15 protein-coding genes and 1 pseudogene are annotated in these 17,384 nt (G+C 46.3%); 12 read left to right on the top strand and 4 right to left on the bottom strand.

Annotated features, from left to right (window positions below):
• Positions 1-947 precede the first annotated feature (947 nt).
• Together nagK and GILYN3_RS14930 are read left to right on the top strand one after the other, a co-directional pair.
• The gene (nagK, locus tag GILYN3_RS14925; RefSeq protein ID WP_049723737.1) at positions 948-1,859 is read left to right on the top strand and encodes an N-acetylglucosamine kinase; all 912 of its coding nucleotides are present in this window, start codon (positions 948-950) and stop codon (positions 1,857-1,859) included.
• A gap of 37 nt (positions 1,860-1,896) precedes the next feature.
• Positions 1,897-2,973 (top strand): acyltransferase family protein, encoded by a 1,077-nt coding sequence (locus tag GILYN3_RS14930; RefSeq protein WP_049723738.1) that lies wholly within the window; start codon positions 1,897-1,899, stop codon positions 2,971-2,973.
• An 80-nt stretch (positions 2,974-3,053) separates the two neighbouring features.
• Here GILYN3_RS14930 and GILYN3_RS14935 read toward each other — a convergent pair.
• Positions 3,054-4,078 (bottom strand): annotated as a pseudogene (locus tag GILYN3_RS14935) (LacI family DNA-binding transcriptional regulator).
• 180 nt (positions 4,079-4,258) lie between these two features.
• A complete protein-coding gene (locus tag GILYN3_RS14940) occupies positions 4,259-5,224 on the bottom strand; it encodes a 2Fe-2S iron-sulfur cluster-binding protein (protein WP_049723739.1) in 966 nt (321 codons plus the stop codon).
• Between the two features lie 141 nt (positions 5,225-5,365).
• Between GILYN3_RS14940 and GILYN3_RS14945 the strand changes: the two genes are divergently transcribed.
• Entirely contained in the window at positions 5,366-5,545 is a 180-nt protein-coding gene (locus GILYN3_RS14945; protein WP_049723740.1) for a hypothetical protein, read from the top strand.
• A gap of 15 nt (positions 5,546-5,560) precedes the next feature.
• Here the strand turns inward: GILYN3_RS14945 and GILYN3_RS14950 are convergent, their stop codons facing one another.
• On the bottom strand, positions 5,561-6,346 hold the full coding sequence (locus tag GILYN3_RS14950) for a GIN domain-containing protein (protein WP_049723741.1): 786 nt from the start codon (positions 6,344-6,346) through the stop codon (positions 5,561-5,563).
• Between the two features lie 365 nt (positions 6,347-6,711).
• Here GILYN3_RS14950 and GILYN3_RS14955 point away from each other — a divergent pair, with 365 nt between their 5' ends.
• The 6 genes from GILYN3_RS14955 to GILYN3_RS14980 all read left to right on the top strand — a co-directional run bounded on the left by GILYN3_RS14955 (position 6,712) and on the right by GILYN3_RS14980 (position 13,731).
• Complete coding sequence (locus GILYN3_RS14955; protein ID WP_049723742.1) at positions 6,712-7,308, top strand: outer membrane beta-barrel protein; 597 nt, start codon at positions 6,712-6,714, stop codon at positions 7,306-7,308.
• Between the two features lie 110 nt (positions 7,309-7,418).
• Complete coding sequence (locus tag GILYN3_RS14960; RefSeq protein WP_049723743.1) at positions 7,419-8,207, top strand: PRC-barrel domain-containing protein; 789 nt, start codon at positions 7,419-7,421, stop codon at positions 8,205-8,207.
• Positions 8,208-8,325: 118 nt separating this feature from the next.
• Positions 8,326-11,058: a bifunctional acetate--CoA ligase family protein/GNAT family N-acetyltransferase gene (locus GILYN3_RS14965; RefSeq protein WP_232305609.1), complete on the top strand. Its 2,733-nt coding sequence runs from the start codon at positions 8,326-8,328 to the stop codon at positions 11,056-11,058.
• Positions 11,059-11,837: 779 nt separating this feature from the next.
• Positions 11,838-12,395 (top strand): NYN domain-containing protein, encoded by a 558-nt coding sequence (locus GILYN3_RS14970; RefSeq protein WP_049723745.1) that lies wholly within the window; start codon positions 11,838-11,840, stop codon positions 12,393-12,395.
• Positions 12,396-12,509: 114 nt separating this feature from the next.
• Positions 12,510-13,022 (top strand): hypothetical protein, encoded by a 513-nt coding sequence (locus tag GILYN3_RS14975; protein WP_049723746.1) that lies wholly within the window; start codon positions 12,510-12,512, stop codon positions 13,020-13,022.
• A gap of 52 nt (positions 13,023-13,074) precedes the next feature.
• Entirely contained in the window at positions 13,075-13,731 is a 657-nt protein-coding gene (locus tag GILYN3_RS14980; protein WP_049723747.1) for a restriction endonuclease, read from the top strand.
• 279 nt (positions 13,732-14,010) lie between these two features.
• On the opposite strand, the gene GILYN3_RS14985 is transcribed toward GILYN3_RS14980, so the two are convergent.
• Positions 14,011-14,898, bottom strand: a complete 888-nt coding sequence (locus GILYN3_RS14985; RefSeq protein ID WP_049723748.1) for a LysR family transcriptional regulator — start codon at positions 14,896-14,898, stop codon at positions 14,011-14,013.
• 88 nt (positions 14,899-14,986) lie between these two features.
• Between GILYN3_RS14985 and GILYN3_RS14990 the strand changes: the two genes are divergently transcribed.
• The 3 genes from GILYN3_RS14990 to GILYN3_RS15005 all read left to right on the top strand — a co-directional run bounded on the left by GILYN3_RS14990 (position 14,987) and on the right by GILYN3_RS15005 (position 17,384).
• Positions 14,987-16,168 carry an MFS transporter gene (locus GILYN3_RS14990; RefSeq protein ID WP_049723749.1) on the top strand — a complete coding sequence of 394 codons (1,182 nt, stop codon included), beginning with the start codon at positions 14,987-14,989 and terminating at the stop codon, positions 16,166-16,168.
• Between the two features lie 137 nt (positions 16,169-16,305).
• Positions 16,306-16,740, top strand: coding sequence for a DUF4124 domain-containing protein (locus GILYN3_RS16675; protein ID WP_198147371.1), 435 nt, complete (start codon positions 16,306-16,308; stop codon positions 16,738-16,740).
• A gap of 152 nt (positions 16,741-16,892) precedes the next feature.
• The gene (locus tag GILYN3_RS15005; protein ID WP_049723752.1) at positions 16,893-17,384 is read left to right on the top strand and encodes a hypothetical protein; all 492 of its coding nucleotides are present in this window, start codon (positions 16,893-16,895) and stop codon (positions 17,382-17,384) included.

A 17,384-nucleotide genomic window follows, 5' to 3' on the forward strand; every position in this document is an offset into this window, starting at 1 on the left:
CTCTTTGTTCGCTACTTTATCGATGCGAGAGTGTAGCAGAACTGAGCATCATTAAACGACATGGATTCACTTAACCCGTTTCAATAGTGACAATTGACGGTAGCCTTTAAACCGTTAGCAGTCACCGATAACTTGTATAAATATAAACTCGGAGCTTGGTGTGTGTACTTGGCAAGAGGGACAAATATATTTTGTCTTGAAGCTGGCAATAAAGCCCAGCAGGGAACGTTATTACTGTGTCCGTCAGAGACGGCGCTGGTGTTGTGACGCTTAATGGTGGCGGATTTATTGTCTGTCGCTTGGTTTGTGTGGTGTGTTATGTCGTGTAGGCGGTACTTAGCGCGATGGCTTGATCCGCCAGCAGGGCAAATTAATAACGTAAATATCGATTATTACGCTTACTTATAGCTTATTTAGCCTAATTTTTCTTAAAAATGGTGTGGGGCATAAGCGCATGAGGTTATTGATTTCGCCTGGGTTAGATTTTTTTGGCCAAAATGATTGACAACGTTGTCCTTCGCGCCTAATGTGTAGCATATAGACAACGTTGTCTTTGTGGGCGAGTAAGCTTGTAACCGGCGACAGCAGGTAACCCTTAGTGTTTTGTTGGGCGGTGTGTACCGCCTGCAGCAAGGGTAAAAATTTAGTTGAGTTTGTTCATTATGGGCATTTTGGTCAGGCTCGCTAAATCATGATGCTAGGGATTGCATCATGCGATACGAAAGGACCGTAAGTATCATCTATCATGGCTCTCCTTGTGGTTGATGGCTCGATGCCATCAACCACCTTTTTTACAGAAAATTATACTGAGTAGCTGTAAAAACTTATGGAGATAGCTTAAGGGCGTAAGCTCTATTGAAATTTAAATTTAACTGGCGGCTGGCATACTATTGCTTGTCTCGTAACGCCGGTTATCGTCCGATACAGAAAACATAGCGGAGTATTACATGGGGCAACAGTCTGTTGTTAACGACAACTTGTACCTAGGCATAGATGGCGGAGGCACTAAGTGCCGCGCGGTTATTGTTAATGAGTCTGGAGAAACACTAGGTGTCGGCAATGGCGGTCCCGCCAACCCTTACCATGGTGTCGCGCGGGCACTAGAGTCTATTGCTAACGCCGCCGATAGCGCGATAAGCAATGCCGGTTTACCGCCCGATACAAAATCTAAGTTAGTGGCTGGGCTAGGCTTGGCGGGTGTTAATCTTCCCAGCCTGTTTCAAATCGTTCAGCAGTGGGAGCACCCTTTTAAAGCTCAGTTTTTAACGACCGATTTACACATCGCCTGCATTGCCGCTCACGAGCAAGATGATGGTGCCGTTATTGTTTCGGGTACTGGCTCATGTGGATTTGCGCATGTGGATGGTCAATCGCTTATTTTAGGTGCACACGGTTTTCCTTGCGGTGATGCCGGCAGTGGTGCTTGGATTGGCTTAGAATGTATTAAAGCTGTGCTACTCGACTCCGATGAGTTGGGTACTAAAACCATCATGACGGAACTCGTTGCCGAGCAATTACAGGCGCGTGGCATTATGATTGTCGAACGCTTAAACGGGGCAAAGTCGAGTGATTACGCCAAACTTGCGCCGTTAGTATTTGCCGCCGCCGAGCAGGGCGACGAAGTTGCTTTGCGGATTATTCGTGAAGGCGCTGATTATTTGACGGCGATGGCGCGACGTCTGTGGTCTAGCAATCCTCCGCGTATGTCGATGTTAGGTGGTGTATCGCAACGGATTGTTGACTGGATGGATAAAGATATTGCCCAGCGTATGTCAGTACCATTACGGCAGCCAGAGTTTGGTGCTGTGCGTTATGCGCGCACTCAGTTTGCCGCTTTAGTGGGTTCAGTCGCCCAATAGCACACCCATAAAAAATATAGCTTATTGAGGGCAGGTTATGGCTAAGCAACGATTTATCTCTTTAGATGTCATGCGAGGCCTAACGTTGGCCTTAATGGTTTTGGTGAATACGCCAGGCTCTTGGTCTTATGTGTATACACCTTTTCTACACGCCGACTGGCATGGCGCCACGCCCACAGATTTTATATTTCCCTTCTTTTTGTTTATTGTTGGCTCGGCAATGTATTTTTCTAACCGTGCCAGCCAAGGCGTTAGTTATAGCGTCCGATCGGTTAAAATTTTGCGCCGCACCCTGCTCTTGTTTGTTATAGGGCTACTGCTAAATGCCTACCCTTTTACTGGCGATCTCGATCATTTAAGAATTTTAGGCGTACTGCAACGCATTGCCTTGGCTTATGGTTTGGCCGCTTTTATTATCTGGCTGCCGGGTGTTTATCGTCTGCTGGTTTCTGCTTTTTTATTGCTTGGATATTATTTATTGCTCAATCTTGTGCCCGAGCCCTATACCGTGGCCGATAATTTAGTACGGCAGCTAGACTTACTTGTGTTGGGCGCTGATCATTTGTGGCAAGGCAAAGGTATGGCGTTTGACCCTGAAGGTTTACTAAGCACTTTGCCAGCGGTGGTTAATGTTATTTTTGGCTTTGAAGCTGCGCGTATTTTGGTGGCGAGTGATAATAAGCATCGAGCACAAATAGTGTTAGCGCTTATGTCAGTTGCGGCTATTGTAGCAGCGCTATTGTGGCATCCAGTCTTTCCTATTAATAAATCGCTTTGGAGCAGCCCGTTTGTGCTACTCAGTTCTGGCGCGGCAATAGCTGTATTGTTGCTGTTGGTACAGTTAGAGAGGTTGAGTGTTGTTAGGCCTGTATTTAATGCCTTTACGATGCTAGGCAAAAACCCGCTATTTATTTATATTTTAAGTATTGTGTGGGCTAAAAGTTATTACCTATTTAGCATTAACGGTGGGTCATCGTATCAGTACTTTTTTGAGTTCTTGGCGCGCTGGATGTCTAACTACAATGCATCACTGGTGTTTGCGTTAATCCATGTGGCGGTGTTGTGGTGTATTGCTTGGTGGCTTGATCGTAAAAATATCGTCATAGCTTTATAGTAAAGAGTGCTTTGGCGATAAGTGTACAAACTTAAAAAAACCGGCAATAGCCGGTTTTTTTTGTGATTAAAATAAATGATCTACGATGTTGGTGCGGCGCAGGTTGATTCTCGCACAATCAGTTTTGGATGGTAACCTTCGCTTGGCAGTGCTTTGTTGGCATTGGCGGGTTGCTTGATTGTTTTTATCAGTAGCGCGGTGGCCTTTTGTGCAATGGTACTGGTGGGCTGAGCGGCGGTGGTGAGGTTTGGCCATGCTTGACGAGAGAATGGGCTGTCCTCAAAACCGGCAATAGACAGCTCGGTGGGAACATCAATGCCGGCAATTCGTGCTGCAAATAAAGTTCCTGCCGCTATTTCATCGTTACAGGCGAATATTGCCGTGGGGTGAGCCTGCTTGCTGGCTAATAGCTTGCTGGTGCGCTCAACACCAGATTCAAATGAATAACTGCCGGGTATAATAAATTTACGGTTGGGTTTTATGTTGTGGCTCTTCATGGCGGCGTTAAAGCCTGCCAGTCGCTCGCCACTAGATTTGTGCTCTTCATCGCCACCGAGAAATGCGATATTTTTATGCCCCAAGTTAATTAAGTGCTCGGTAATGGCATAAGCGGCATTATGATCGTCAATAAATACGCAGGGTGACGTTGTATCGGGCGCTTGTGAGCCGGATAGAATACGCACAAATTTTACCTTGCGCTCCGAGATCGCCTTAAGAATTTCAGCGTTTTCGGATATCGGTGGTGTTAGCACCAAGCCGCCCACACGGCTGCGGTCGATCATCTCTAGAATTTCTTGAATAATCGTTCGGCTGGATGCATCGCAAGGGTGAATGACCAGCTCGTAACCTTGTTTTCCGCATTCGTCAAGAATACCGCGCTGCATATCAATAACGTAGTTACTGTTAGGGTTGTCGTAAATAAAACCGATGGATGAAGCTGCGCCACGCAGGCCGATAGGTTAGGGCGATAATTTAGTTGTTTAACAGCTATCCAGACTTTTTCTTGAAGCTCTTTACCTACGGTTCCTTCGTTATTAATAACTCTGGATACGGTTTTAAACGAAACTCCAGCCAGTTTTGCGACATCTTTGATAGTCGGTTTCATGTCGTTATCTACGTATCGTTTAAGGTGATTATTGCCGACTAATGGCTGTGACGACGAGTGCGTCGACTGCGTAGTCGATATTATTCTATGTTTAAATTAGGGCCCAAAGTGTACCTAATTTGAGCCTTAGACGCGATAGTTTTGTGCGGTGCTTGGCTGGTCAGTAAACGCCCGAAAATATTAATTAGCCGCTATAAATGCATCGATGTGAACGTTACAGGGCCTTGCGCCGGCAAAGAAACATTGTTTACGCAGTTTGCGGACGAAAGATTCGGCACCACACAGATATACTTGGTAGGCATTAAGTTCATTAAAATGTTGTTTTAAGTGGGCGTAGATGTCGCCTTGCTGACAGTGAGCGGCGTTTTTCTGGCCTACCTTTTGTACCAGCTGGGTGCACTGCACGTTGGCGTGTTGTTGCTCAAGTTGCTTTAGTTGCTCGCTAAAGTATAAGTCGTCGCTGTTGCGCGCGCCAACAATAAGGTTAATAGCACCTTGGTGCTCGGCGTGCAGAGCTGCTCGAACGATTGCTTGCAGTGGCGCAATACCGGTGCCGGTGCCAACCAATAATAACGGCTGGTTGGCGTGATCTGCCTGAAAGTAACAGTCGCCGGTAGGTTGTTGCAGGGTGAGTTGGTCGCCTACTTGTAGCGAATCGTTCGCCCATTGACTGAATTGTCCGTTGGGTTGTAAGGCGATATGAAACTTTACGTAAGGGTCGCTGGGTATGCTGGCTAAAGAGTAGCAGCGTGCTATGGCTTGGCTGCGCCAGAGGTTGGTGTGTTGCCCCGCTTGGTACTTCAAGGCGACATCAAGTGTTAGCTCCAGCACAGAGTTATTAAGCAATTGTTTGTCGATCAACCGTGCACTAATACCGTTTGCGCTTGGGTCGTAATGCTCGAGGGTGATGGTTTCTGTGGGGTAGCAGCGGCAACTTAACAGCAGCCCTTGTGCTTTTTGTTCGGCGCTAAGCCCTGCTTGGGTATCGCTAGAGATATTGCCTTGCTTAAGCGTTATTAAGCAGGATTGGCACACCCCAACACGGCAACTGTACGGTATATTTACACCGGCACTCAATAATGTATCTAGCGCACTTTCGCCAGGGCTAACCTCTAAGCTCTGGTGGTTATATATGATGGTTGTCATATGTTGTTACCGATCGACCTGGTTGTTTGGATTGACTCTAACCTAGGTTTTAATTCCGCACTAAACCAAAACACTAATGTCATTTTGGCAGATTATAGCATTGCTGTTTCGGATGGTAAGTTCGCGCCAATTGCTTGAGCTTTGATCACTGTTTTAAAGGCGCCTAGTGCGCAGCACGTCGCGCTGCTGGTGCGGGTTGTATTTGGTGGCAGCTTGGAGGTTGGGCTTGGTGTGCCTACAGGTATGGCGATAACCGAATGGCCGTTAAACGACGCGATTATTCACTTAAAAAAGGTTTTCGAGCAATGCCGCCATACCTAATCGAGCCTTAAAAACTCAGAGCTTTTTAATGTTACTGGCCCCCGAGGTGTTTAGTTGTACGGTTGGCTCACCGCTATATTCCAGTGATGATGCACCGCTGATGTCGGCTGACAACTCTTGGCTGGCTTTAACTTTTGCCTGTGATGCACCAGATATCTCAGCGTTAACGATCACGGCAGTAACGCTGGCGCCGTCATAATGACTCGCTCCCGAGATATCCAGCGTTAGTGTGTTCACTGTGCCGCCGTTGGTAATGCTGGTGTGTGATGCCCCCGATGCATCTAATATTAGTGTTTTGGCCTGTACCGAGGCTGCGGTAAAGCTAGCGGCTCCCGAGACGTCCAGTTGCAGGTAGTCCGCTATCAAAGCCCCCGTGGTAACTTGGCTTGCACCGCTTAAGTCTAGGGTTAATGGGCCGCTGGTAATATCACCGCTGGCAATAGCTACGCTGCCGTTGGCATTAATGCTGTTGAGTGTAGAGATGTTAATCTCAACTTTAACCACACTAGAGTTATCGTTTTTAAACCACGACCAAAAGCCACGAGCACGATTGCCTAGCCATAGTTTATCGTCGTCTGTTTTTATTGTTACGTCTTCAAGCTTACCTTTTTCTACCAAAATATACGCGCTGTCCTCGTCAGATTGTCGCAGGTCAACCTCGATGTTGCCATGGAGGTGTAAATGGCTGATGCCTTGTAGTGATATCCGGGTGCTGGGCTTTTCTGCAGCGTTTGTTTGTACTGTAATCAGTAGTGCGGCGGCTAACGCATATTGACCTAGGCCTGCGAGTAAACGGTTCATGTTGCTGTCCTTGTGTTTCGGCGGTTTTATATCTTTACATGTTAGTTGTTGTGATTGTCGCTAGATGGCAATCATGGCGACTAAGACGCCGCTGCTATAGAAATAGATGCAGTGCATGAATAATTTACAAAAAAATGGAGGCTATTTATGTGTAAAGCCGCTATTTATCTTGTAATTATTACGTGCCGATAATGCTGTTTTTAATCTGCAAAAAAACTCTGTGACCCGGTTAAAGCTATTCGTCGAGATTGTGATAAAAACTGTGAACCAGTTGTTAAATTAAACCTTAACTAAAGTTTGGCACGACTGTTGCGATACACCCGCTACCATAACTTATGGCCAACTCAATCTAGCGGAGAGATATCATGGTTAAGAAAATTTCATCAGCAGTTCTGTTTTGTGTTTGTTCTTCTACGGCAGTTGGAGTATTAGCGCAGTCGGATGGTGGAAATGGTTGGCGCTTACAGCCAGAGTTTTCAGTCGGTGGTGGCTACGGCGTAACTAAACTTAAAGATGAAGATTTTAATGAAGACGAAGCCGCAAAAAAAGCTTTTGCTTTGGTTAAGTTTAACGAATACATCGGTGTTGAAACCGCCTATATCGATTTTGATAAGGCGCGTAACGGCCAAGTTGAGCTTGACCCTACAGGGGTAACTTTAGGCTTGGTACTTGAGGCGCCCATTACACAGAGATTTTCAGTGTATGCCAAGGGTGGCCAGATGTGGTGGGACGCCGATGCGCGGTTGGACCTAGAGGTCGCCGAGGCTACCGACAATTATGATGGCGATGAAACCTTTTGGGGTGTGGGTACTAAATTCCAATTGACCGAACATTTAGATTTTAAAATTGAATACGAACGTTTTAATTTTGATATTTCACGAGATGAAGTAGATGTGCTGCAACGTCGTGATATCAACATGGATGTCGACTACGCCAGTGCCAATTTACAGTTTACTTTTTAATCACCCCATGATTCTCGTGAAGCAGTGGCGCAGTCGAGTGCGTCGTTTTTAAATAACGCGGGATACGTTGGTTTGCAAGATAAACACACCACAGTACAGAGGATAAAATTATGAGCATCAAAATAAAACGCAATATGGTCAGTAATTTTTTACCCCATACCCCATTGGCTTTAGTGCTGGCGGGGCTGCTATCGGCATCTCCTTTGGTGTTGGCCGAGAGTGGAGCTAAGCTGGCCGATAAAGATCAGCGAGCCAGCCAAGTGCTGCACGCGCCCACCTTTAACGAGGTTGACGTTGATGCCAGTGGTGAGCTGCATGCTGAAGAGTTGGGCAGTTATTTTCAGCAACAGCTAGACAAAAACGGCTGGACCGATGAGCAAGTGGTAAGCCGTTATGACGCTAATAACAGCGGCGGCTTAAACCCGCCGGAATACGAGCAACTGTTGGGCTCATTGCTAGACCAGTACATCGCGCAAATGAAAAGCAGCGCGCAACAGCGGCAAATGCAAAGCGAGACACAGGTGCGCGCTGGTGCTGAAAACCACACCAGTGCAGATCCTTATTTGGCCGAACGAACAACAAAACGAAAAGCTAAAGCACAGGCGGATTCGACCGTAAGTATCAGCGAGGCGACCCAAGTAGCGCCGGAACAACTTGGCGGCTTAGAGGTGGTAAACCGCAATGGCGATGAAATTGGCGAGATTGATAAAGTACTCACCAAAAATGGTCGGGTGACCGAGGTAGTGGTAAGTGTGGGCGGCATTTTAGGTGTGGGCGACAAAGAGGTATTGATCGGTGCCGAGAGCCTTCAGCTTGTTGGTAATAAGGTTGTCTGGAATACACCGATGGGCAAGGACGCGATCGACAACTTGCCTGAGTACCAAGAGGGCCGCTCGTAAGATCGACGCATTAGTACGCGGCCAATTTACAGATTGTATTAATAATTCAGTTAAAGTGGGCACGTCGGCGACTGTGTCCACAAATCAACGTAAAGCGTCCCGTTAACGGGACGTTTTTTTGTCGTCTGGCAATGACTCTAGCGACGCCTTAGGCTACTATCGTGGTATGAGTCAAAATCATATCAAGCAGTTACTGCGTCCCAATTCTGTTGCCGTTATCGGCGCCTCTAACCGACCCAATCGACCGGGTAATGCGGTAATGCGCAACCTGCTGCGGGCCGAGTTCTCGGGCCCCATTATGCCGGTTAACCCCAAGTACCAGTCCGTTAATGGCGTGTTGGCTTATCCGTCTATTGCCGCGCTGCCGGCGGTTCCCGATTTAGCCATTATTTGTACGCGGGCCGACCGAGTGCCTGCGGTTATTAATGAGCTGGGCGAAAAGGGCTGTCGCAATGCGATAGTCATTGCCGCGGGTTTGCATGTCTCGCAAACAGATGGCAACAGCCTGCAACAGCAAATGCTCGATAACGCCCGCCACTGGCAAATGCGTATTTTAGGGCCTAATAGTTTGGGGCTCATTGTGCCGGCCATTGGTCTTAACGCCAGCTACGCGCATATCGGTGCGCTACCGGGAAAAATTGCCTTTGTCTCGCAGTCGTCATCTGTTTGTACCACCATTCTCGACTGGGCCGAGCGCCGCCAAATTGGCTTTTCACACTTTATTGCGCTGGGTGATGCCGCCGATGTGAGCTACGCTGAGTTGTTAGATTTTTTAGGTCAAGATGGCAAAACCTCGGCCATTTTGTTGTACGTAGAATCCATTCGGCAGGGGCGTCTGTTTATGTCGGCGGCACGTGCCGCCTCTAAAAATAAACCGATTCTGGTGATTAAAACCGGTCACGCGCTAGAAAGCTTAGAAACGGCAACCGCAGCGCGGCGTGCCGATATCGGCGCCGATGGCGTTTACGATGCAGCGTTTAAACGTGCCGGCATGTTGCGAGTGGGTGAGCTACGCGAGCTGTTTGCCGCAGTAGAAACCTTAGCCCATGGCAAACCCATTAAAGGCGAGCGACTGGCCATATTGACCAATGGCGTGGGGCCAAGTTTGATGGCGGTCGATACGCTAATTAACGATGGCGGCCGACTAGAAACATTGTCGGAAGACACGCAAGCCAAATTACGTGCAGTGGTGCCACTGGGTGGGCATGCGAATAATCCGGTTAATTTACTGGGCGATGCCTCGCCCGAGCTGTATCAAAACGCACTAGAGATTTTGTTAGACGCGCCCGAGGTGGATAATTTATTGGTATTGCACAGCCCGTCAGCATTGGTGCGCGGCGACACCTACGCCGCTAAGGTGATTCAAACGGTTAAACGGCGCAGCGCTCGTGTCCCCAATTTACTGGTCGCCTGGATGGGTGAAAACGCATCGTTAACCGCTCGCGAGCGATTCTCTAAGGCAGGCATTGCCTCGTTTCGCACCCCCGAGGGGGCCGTGGGGGCGTTTATGCACATGGTGCAGTACCGCCGCAACCAAAAACTATTAATGGAAACCCCCGAGTCAATTCCCGCCGGTATTGCCGATGATTACCTTGGTGCAAGGCAGATCATCGACGATGCCCGAGCGTCGCAACTTGATTATCTCAACACGCAACAAGCAGCTGATTTATTAGCGGCCTACAGTATTAACACTCTGACAACACTGATTGCAGCTGATGTTGATGAAGCTGCAAGACAGGCCGATGAGCTTGGCTACCCAGTTGCGATAAAAATTATCTCGCGGGATATTCCACACAAATCGGATGTGGGCGGAGTGGTACTCAATTTACACTCGGCCGATGAGGTGGCGTTAACCGCCGCCAACATGCTGGCTCGCGTCCGCGATACGTATCCCAATGCCAAACTCGATGGTTTTACTTTACAGAATATGGCGCGCCGCGCCGGTGCCCACGAGCTGCGTATTAGCGTTAAAAACGATCCGGTATTTGGCCCGGTCATTTTATTGGGTGAAGGCGGCACAGAGCTGGACACCGAGCGTCACGCGGTAGTCGGTTTGCCGCCGCTGAATATGGCACTGGCGCGCTACTTAGTGATTCAGGCCCTGGCCGAGGGTAAATTGCGTGACAGGCAACTGCAACAGCCACTTGATCGTCAGGCACTGGCGGTGTTGTTAACTAAAATAAACCAAATGATTATCGACAACCCCGCGATCATCGAGCTGGATATTAACCCCGTATTAGCCTCCGGTAGTGAGCTGACAGTGCTGGATATTAACGTCACCTTGGGCGACCCCGAAACCCGCAACCTGGTTATTCGCCCATACCCTAAAGAGCTAGAGGAGCACTACACATTAACCTCTGGGCGTGAGGTCTTATTGCGCCCCATTCGCCCCGAAGATGAAAGCACTCACCGTGAGTTTGATTTACAACTCACCGGGCTCGACCGTTACAACCGTTACTTTAGCGAGTTGCCAAAGCTTGGTCATGAACAGCTGGCGCGACAAACACAAATTGACTACGACCGCGAAATGGCTTTTATCGCCAGCGCGCAAAAAGACAATGGCGAGTGGGAAACCTTAGGCGTCACCCGAGTACTAACGGACCCCGAAAATATCGAAGGCGAGTTTGCCGTTATAGTCCGCGCGGATATGAAAGGCCAAGGGTTGGGTAAGCGGTTATTAAATAAATTACTCGATTACTGCCGCCAACGCGGATTGAGTTATTTGACAGGTGAAACCATGCCGCAAAACCGTGGTATGGCTGGGCTTGCTCGCGCTGTCGGCTTTACCGTGCGGCATGATCGCGAAGAGGGCATTGTGACCATGCGGTATGAATTTTCGCAAAACGAATAGCGTGCAGATAACAAAAGCTTTGGTTTTTGTACAGCCGTATTAACTTTACATCATCGTGCGATTGGCCTTTTACCCATTACTCAGGGGAAACCCTTGAATAAAGTGGGCTAATAATCTTGGCGAGATAATCTATTTCTAAACAATTCAATAGTTTAGCAGAGCTTGCGCGGTGGGATAAAAAAGATTAGATTAAGCTCTAAATTAAATTCAGTCGCACTTTCCCCAGACAAGGAGCTGTCAAAACATGTCTAATTCCCTTTTGTTTTTAACAATCTCCATGTCTATCCTCATCCAATCTCTACTGGGGATAGGGTGCCGGGACAAAGTGCGACTGAGTCGCATGAATTAGCTGTTATTTGCCAGATAAAACGCGGTTGGTAAACTAAGCTTAGCACAAGATTTTAATAGTGCTGTATATAAAAACAGCATAAGTGTGCTAATCAACATTAGGAAAAAATATTGGAAATTGAATTGACAGCCTATTACTCTGTTTTAGACCTTAAGACTAAGTGCCTGCCGCTGTGCAAGTCCGTGGTTTGCATCAGAGGACAGGCACTTAGTCTTAAGGTAAAGAAAGAGTCATCAATACTCCTTTCATTCCGCGTTTTCTCCAGTTCCGTTCACGGATTAATGCAGCTTCTTCGTGACCTCAGAAGCGCTTTATTTTCCGTGCCCGCAAATAACAAGGCCAAGCATTGCGACAACTTTTTCGTTACGGCTTCGCCTTCACAAAAAAGCTGCGCATGTTGGCAGCGTTATATTTCAAGGAGAGTTAATTAGTGATTTCAAATGCAGATAGCCCTGCTTTTCCTCAGCCATATCCTCCACAGGCATTCGAGAAAGCAATTGTATTCATAGATGGTTCTAACCTACTAAATCGGTTGCATGATGAGAAAATTAAAGTTAATGATTTTTACAAAATAGCTGTTACTGCATGTGGGGCTAGGCAAGTACTTCGGGTCTATTTTTATACGTCAGAAGATAAACTCGCTAAAGCTAAAGAAATTCATGGTGTAAACGCTTTTGATAATTGCAGAGTTGTTCTTGGGCATTCTGTGTTGAGAGGTAATGGGTCTATCAAAGAAAAAGGGGTAGATGCACTATTAGTTGCAGACTTGGTATACCATGCTGCGACCAAGAACTGCCAATATGCAGTGGTATTTTCAAATGATACTGATTTTGTTTTTGCAATTAAACGTGTCGAAGATTTTGGTTGCAAGACTGCAATTGTTAGTACCTTTCAATCTGCATCTGATCGGCTAGTGAATGCATGTGATGATTATTATCACATCACTAAAGACACAATAATCGAGAGAAATTGGGGTAATGAAATATAACCAGAAGCAGCATTGGACTCAAAAAAACCTGTCACTTTTTGTGCAAAGGTCCGAACAAAAAAACGCCAGATTTTTGAACCACTGTGCTGGGCGTTACATTTTTAAGGAAGAATTATGAAATATCTTAGATATGCGTTTGTGGCATTTTTGTCTGGGATATTCTTTTCTTTAGGCGCTTTCGTAGTCATAACTTACGCTATTCCTCTTTTTTTAGATTATGACTCTGACTCTATATATCGCGAAGAAATAGATCGAGTAGAAGAAAAGCTTGGGAAATCATGTATAGATTTACATCATGAGGTAATTGTTTTTGCAAAAAACGATATTGGAGAAATTATTAATCAAGGATTAAAGGGAGGTGATTGGATTGCCATTATTACAAAAGAACAAAAAATCTTCCTTGATGAAGTCGATGAGCATATATCAGAATGTCAACGTGCAGAATATAGCGCAAGAAAACTAGGCTATAACTGGCCATCATTTGATGACCTTCAGTATCTTTACTCTGCGCTGAAGATATATTCAACTAGATATGGCGAAGGCCCTGCATCTTCGAGAGATCTAAAACCAGAAGCGCTAGATCGTTTGATTTTCAACTATCAAAATGTAACAAGTAAAGGCATTTGACGCGCAAAAGGCGAACGCAAATGCTTTAGGCGTTATGTGATCAATACTACTAATGACAATTAGCTGGAAAGAATACCAAATTCAAGCATCAGAATTCTTTAATAGACTTGGCTTTCATACTGAAGTTGAAGCTAAGGTTTCTGGTGTACGTGGTTTTCACGAAATAGATGTACTAGTTACAGGTGATCTACATGGAATCAGTGTGAAAAGGGTTATCGAGTGTAAGAACTGGAAGCATAATATCCCGAAAGAAAAGGTAATGGCCCTTTATAGTATTGTTCAAGATGTGGGAGCTGATAGAGGTTTTCTTCTCTCAGAAATTGGATTCCAATCTGGGGCAATTAGGGCAGCAAAAAACTCAAACCTTACATTGACTAGTTTGGCTGATCTAAAAATTGAAGCCAATTCTACTATTGTCGAAAATGAAATAAGTTCTTTGCATATGCGAAGAAGTAAAGTTTTAAAGAGATTGTGGAAGTTACACAAGAGTACCAACGATTACATGTCACACTTTATGAACCCGATGGGTAAGCTAGCTTTTATCGAGTTAGCCGTCGATGAAGCCTTGAATGGAAATTATCCAGTTGCGTATGGTCTAACTGTTGGCAGCGAGCGGTTGTTTGTGGATAGCTGGGAAGAGCTGATTAACGAAATAAAAAAACTATTAGATTACGCTGAAGAATATGAAAGTAACTACGAATCCACATAACAAACGCAGGCAGTCGACGCGAAAAAGCCCGCGTAACTGCTACAAACGTTATAGGGCCGTGGGGGGCCACTAAATACCCAAAGGACTTTGAAGTCTTGGCCGAAAACACTGTTGTTTTGTAAAAAATTAATAAAAATGGGCAAGCAATACGCTAATTGTTCGAACTGTTTCAGGCCGCTTCGTGATAAGACGCCAACATGCTCAGCCCCTAAGTTTTATCAAGAAATCCTTCCAAACTCTTGATCGTCTATTTTGGCCTATGCTTTGTTACCTGCAAGTTCATAGGCTCAAACGTGTTTTTAAAAACTCAATAAATACTGAAATGCGTTTTGACAGGGCGGTGTTGCGATAAAACACCGCGTGCACATCATGACGTGAACTGCTCTGCTCAACGACACCAGGCAGTACTTCAATCAGTGCTCCATTCTTTAAATACTCACCAATCATAAAATTTGAGATTAACGCTATACCGTGGCCACCCAGACACAGTTGAAGCAGCGTTTCCCCACTACTGGCAGCGATCGATGGGTTTATCTCCAGCGGTTCTGATAGTGGCCATTTGTTCAGGGAGCTACCTCGAGAAAAGCCGATCAGCTGGTGATGCTGCAGATCATTTACGGACTGAGGCGTGCCGTACGTCTTTAGGTAATTGGGACTAGCCATCAGGCGCATAGGGCTGCGGCCCAATTTGGTGGCGTGCAGGTTGGAGTCGTCGAGCTTGCCAATCCGGATAGCTACATCGGTCCGTTTCTCGATCAAGTTGATAACATTATCGTTCGATACCAGCTCCAATTTAACGAGAGGATACAGCTGTTGGAACTCTGCCATTAAGGGGGCTATTTGATGCAGCATAAATGGGCTAGCGGCATCTACCCGCAACCAACCAGACGGCGCACGTTTTTGCAATTGCAGCGTTTCCTCCGCCTGCTCCAAGTGTTTCAGACCCTCGCGCACCTGCCGCACAAAATCCAAACATTCCTCAGTGGGTTCCACTTTTCGCGTGGTGCGATTGAATAGGTTGGTATCGAGCCGTTGCTCGAGCCGCTGAATGGCTCGGGTGATTTTGGCAACCGGGTGGTTGAGGGTTTTGGCTGCTGCTGTGAAGCCACCGAGATCGAAGACAGCCAGCAGAATGACCAGGTCATCTGTTTTGGATATATTTGTCATAAATGTAATAGTGTTTTCTATATTGGGTTGTTTTTTGCAATAATACCTTCCCGCATACTCCACCGCAAATCAATATAGGAGTTATGTCATGCCATTAGCTTTATGGGCACTCACCCTGAGTGCATTTGCAATAGGTACTACCGAGTTCGTAATCGTCGGATTAGTGCCGACTATCGCCCAGGATCTGGGTGTATCTCTACCATCGGCTGGCCTGCTGGTGAGCCTCTATGCCCTGGGAGTTGCTATTGGCGCCCCTGTGCTCACAGCCTTAACCGGCCGCTGGCCGCGTAAAGCGGTGCTGCTAAGTTTGATGGCGCTTTTTGTGGTTGGCAATCTCTTCGCTTGGCAGGCACCGAGTTACGAAAGCTTGATAATTGCCAGAATCCTTACCGGCTTAGCCCATGGGGTCTTCTTCGCCATCGGCTCAACTATTGCCACGAGCTTAGTGAGCAAGGACAAGGAAGCCAGTGCCATCGCCATTATGTTTACCGGGCTTACTGTAGCCTTGGTAACCGGTGTGCCCCTAGGTACCTTGATTGGTCAGAACTTTGGCTGGCGCGCGACTTTTTTAGTCGTCTCCTTGCTGGGTTTAATCGCGTTTATTGGCAGCGCCTTGTTGGTCCCGAAGAACCTAAAGCAATCCGCACCTGCAAAACTGCGTGAACAACTTCAGGTATTGATGGAGCCGCGTCTGTTGTTAGTCTACCTCATCACCGCACTAGGCTACGGCGGTACCTTTACGGCCTTTACTTATCTTGCACCGATTCTGGAGCAGGTGAGCGGCTTTAGCTCTAATGCAATTGCGCTGGTACTGCTGGTATATGGTGTCTCTGTTGCAGCCGGTAATATCTGGGGTGGCAAGCTTGCTGACTCCCAAGGCCCGATAAAAGCTCTAACCATAATTTTTAGTGCTCTAACGCTGGTGTTATTGGCCTTTACCTTTACGGCGAGCAATCCAATATTGGCCGTGCTGACGATACTTGTTTGGGGAGCTTTCGCCTTCGGTAATGTGCCCGGCTTGCAGGTGTACGTGGTACAGCTAGCTCAGAAGTACACACCCAATGCAGTGGATGTGGCCTCAGGTTTGAATATTGCCGCCTTTAACGTCGGTATCGCGTTAGGCTCGTTGATAGGAGGTTTAGTGGTCGAGGATATGTCGCTAATGGATACCCCCTGGATTGGGGCGCTGATTGTTGCGTTGGCTGTTGTTCTGACGCGTATTTCTGGGGCGTTGGACTCTCGTTCGCCTAGAAAACGGGCAAGTATCTAAAATCCTTATTGGCAGATTATTGCGATAACTAGCCTACAGCATATCGTGTGTTACCCTATAACAAAAAAGGCAGCCGACGCATAAATACGCGGCTGCTTTAGGCGTTACAAAAAAATAATACTAATATAAAATTTATTGTGGTGTTAACACTTTCTATCTTTTCAATATCGATATTTGCTAATGAAGTTCATAAATGGACAAGCGAAAATGGATCCGTTCATTATGGATCTAAAGCGCCGGCAAGGGAGCAATCTGAACTTATCTCTTCAGCTAAAAGTGGTTCTAAATACGCACAAGAATCTAATATTAGTAAAACGTTTTTATTGGGGCGCTGGCAAAGCGAAGAATATTCTGCTTGTGGAGCTATAATGCCAGCCCAAGTATATGTTTTCAGTGTGGCTTTTCAAGGTATGGAAGGAAAAAGTATGTCTATGCCAATAATAAATTACACAATCAAAAGCAATATTGTTTTGGTTGAGGGAGCTATAAATCAAGAATGCACGGTAATAAACCAACATAGTGTCACCTGCGATACGGGTGTGTCAGTTGTTAAGAAGCTTCGTCGTTTGTAGCAAGTCGTGCAATATCGCCACTGCGTGACTAGATGGTTTTTAAGTTGCTGTTTTTTGATTTTGTTGCGCAAAAATATTACACAAAATCACAGCTTAAAAACTGTCGGTGAACTTTTCTTTATGCATATAACTACTAATTTATAGGGCCTATGATGAACAAATCAATTTTAATTTTTATTCTATTTTCATTGCTTTCAGCCGGTTGTTCTACGAGTCGATATTCCGTTGCAAAACCTGAAGCCTTTAAGTTAGGGGAAAACTTTGAGGCTATAAAAAAGAAAGCCCTGAGCGAATGCGAGAAGATTACTCAAAGAGAAATCATACCTATTACCGCGCCCTTAGCTAAGAGAAGCCAGATGCAAATCGACTGTATTGGGCTTTTATACGCTGGAAAACCAAGAAAAGTTGAACTCGTCTTCCAAGATGATCAATTGGACTTGATCTGGATATTAATACCAATTGAAGAAAAAGATGAGGTAATTGAAAGCATGAGTAAGCTTTATGGGGAGCCGTCTATGGTTATCGATTATGGCGCGATATACCTCAACGTTAACGCTGCAGTTAGAAACGAACCGACTGAAGTTCTTTTTGCTTCAAAAAGGCAGGTAGAAGCCATGCTCAAGACTTTAGCTAAAGCGGAATGA

It is taken from the genome of Gilvimarinus polysaccharolyticus (assembly GCF_001187555.1).
GTDB classification, from domain to species: Bacteria; Pseudomonadota; Gammaproteobacteria; order Pseudomonadales; family Cellvibrionaceae; genus Gilvimarinus; species Gilvimarinus polysaccharolyticus.

Bases quoted from the DNA above. Each gene is read 5' to 3' on its own strand.
- nagK (WP_049723737.1), top strand. From the start codon at position 948: ATGGGGCAACAGTCTGTTGTTAACGACAACTTGTACCTAGGCATAGAT.
- GILYN3_RS14930 (WP_049723738.1), top strand. From the start codon at position 1,897: ATGGCTAAGCAACGATTTATCTCTTTAGATGTCATGCGAGGCCTAACG.
- GILYN3_RS14940 (WP_049723739.1), bottom strand. From the start codon at position 5,224: ATGACAACCATCATATATAACCACCAGAGCTTAGAGGTTAGCCCTGGC.
- GILYN3_RS14950 (WP_049723741.1), bottom strand. From the start codon at position 6,346: ATGAACCGTTTACTCGCAGGCCTAGGTCAATATGCGTTAGCCGCCGCA.
- GILYN3_RS14955 (WP_049723742.1), top strand. From the start codon at position 6,712: ATGGTTAAGAAAATTTCATCAGCAGTTCTGTTTTGTGTTTGTTCTTCT.
- GILYN3_RS14960 (WP_049723743.1), top strand. From the start codon at position 7,419: ATGAGCATCAAAATAAAACGCAATATGGTCAGTAATTTTTTACCCCAT.
- GILYN3_RS14975 (WP_049723746.1), top strand. From the start codon at position 12,510: ATGAAATATCTTAGATATGCGTTTGTGGCATTTTTGTCTGGGATATTC.
- GILYN3_RS14980 (WP_049723747.1), top strand. From the start codon at position 13,075: ATGACAATTAGCTGGAAAGAATACCAAATTCAAGCATCAGAATTCTTT.
- GILYN3_RS14985 (WP_049723748.1), bottom strand. From the start codon at position 14,898: ATGACAAATATATCCAAAACAGATGACCTGGTCATTCTGCTGGCTGTC.
- GILYN3_RS14990 (WP_049723749.1), top strand. From the start codon at position 14,987: ATGCCATTAGCTTTATGGGCACTCACCCTGAGTGCATTTGCAATAGGT.
- GILYN3_RS15005 (WP_049723752.1), top strand. From the start codon at position 16,893: ATGAACAAATCAATTTTAATTTTTATTCTATTTTCATTGCTTTCAGCC.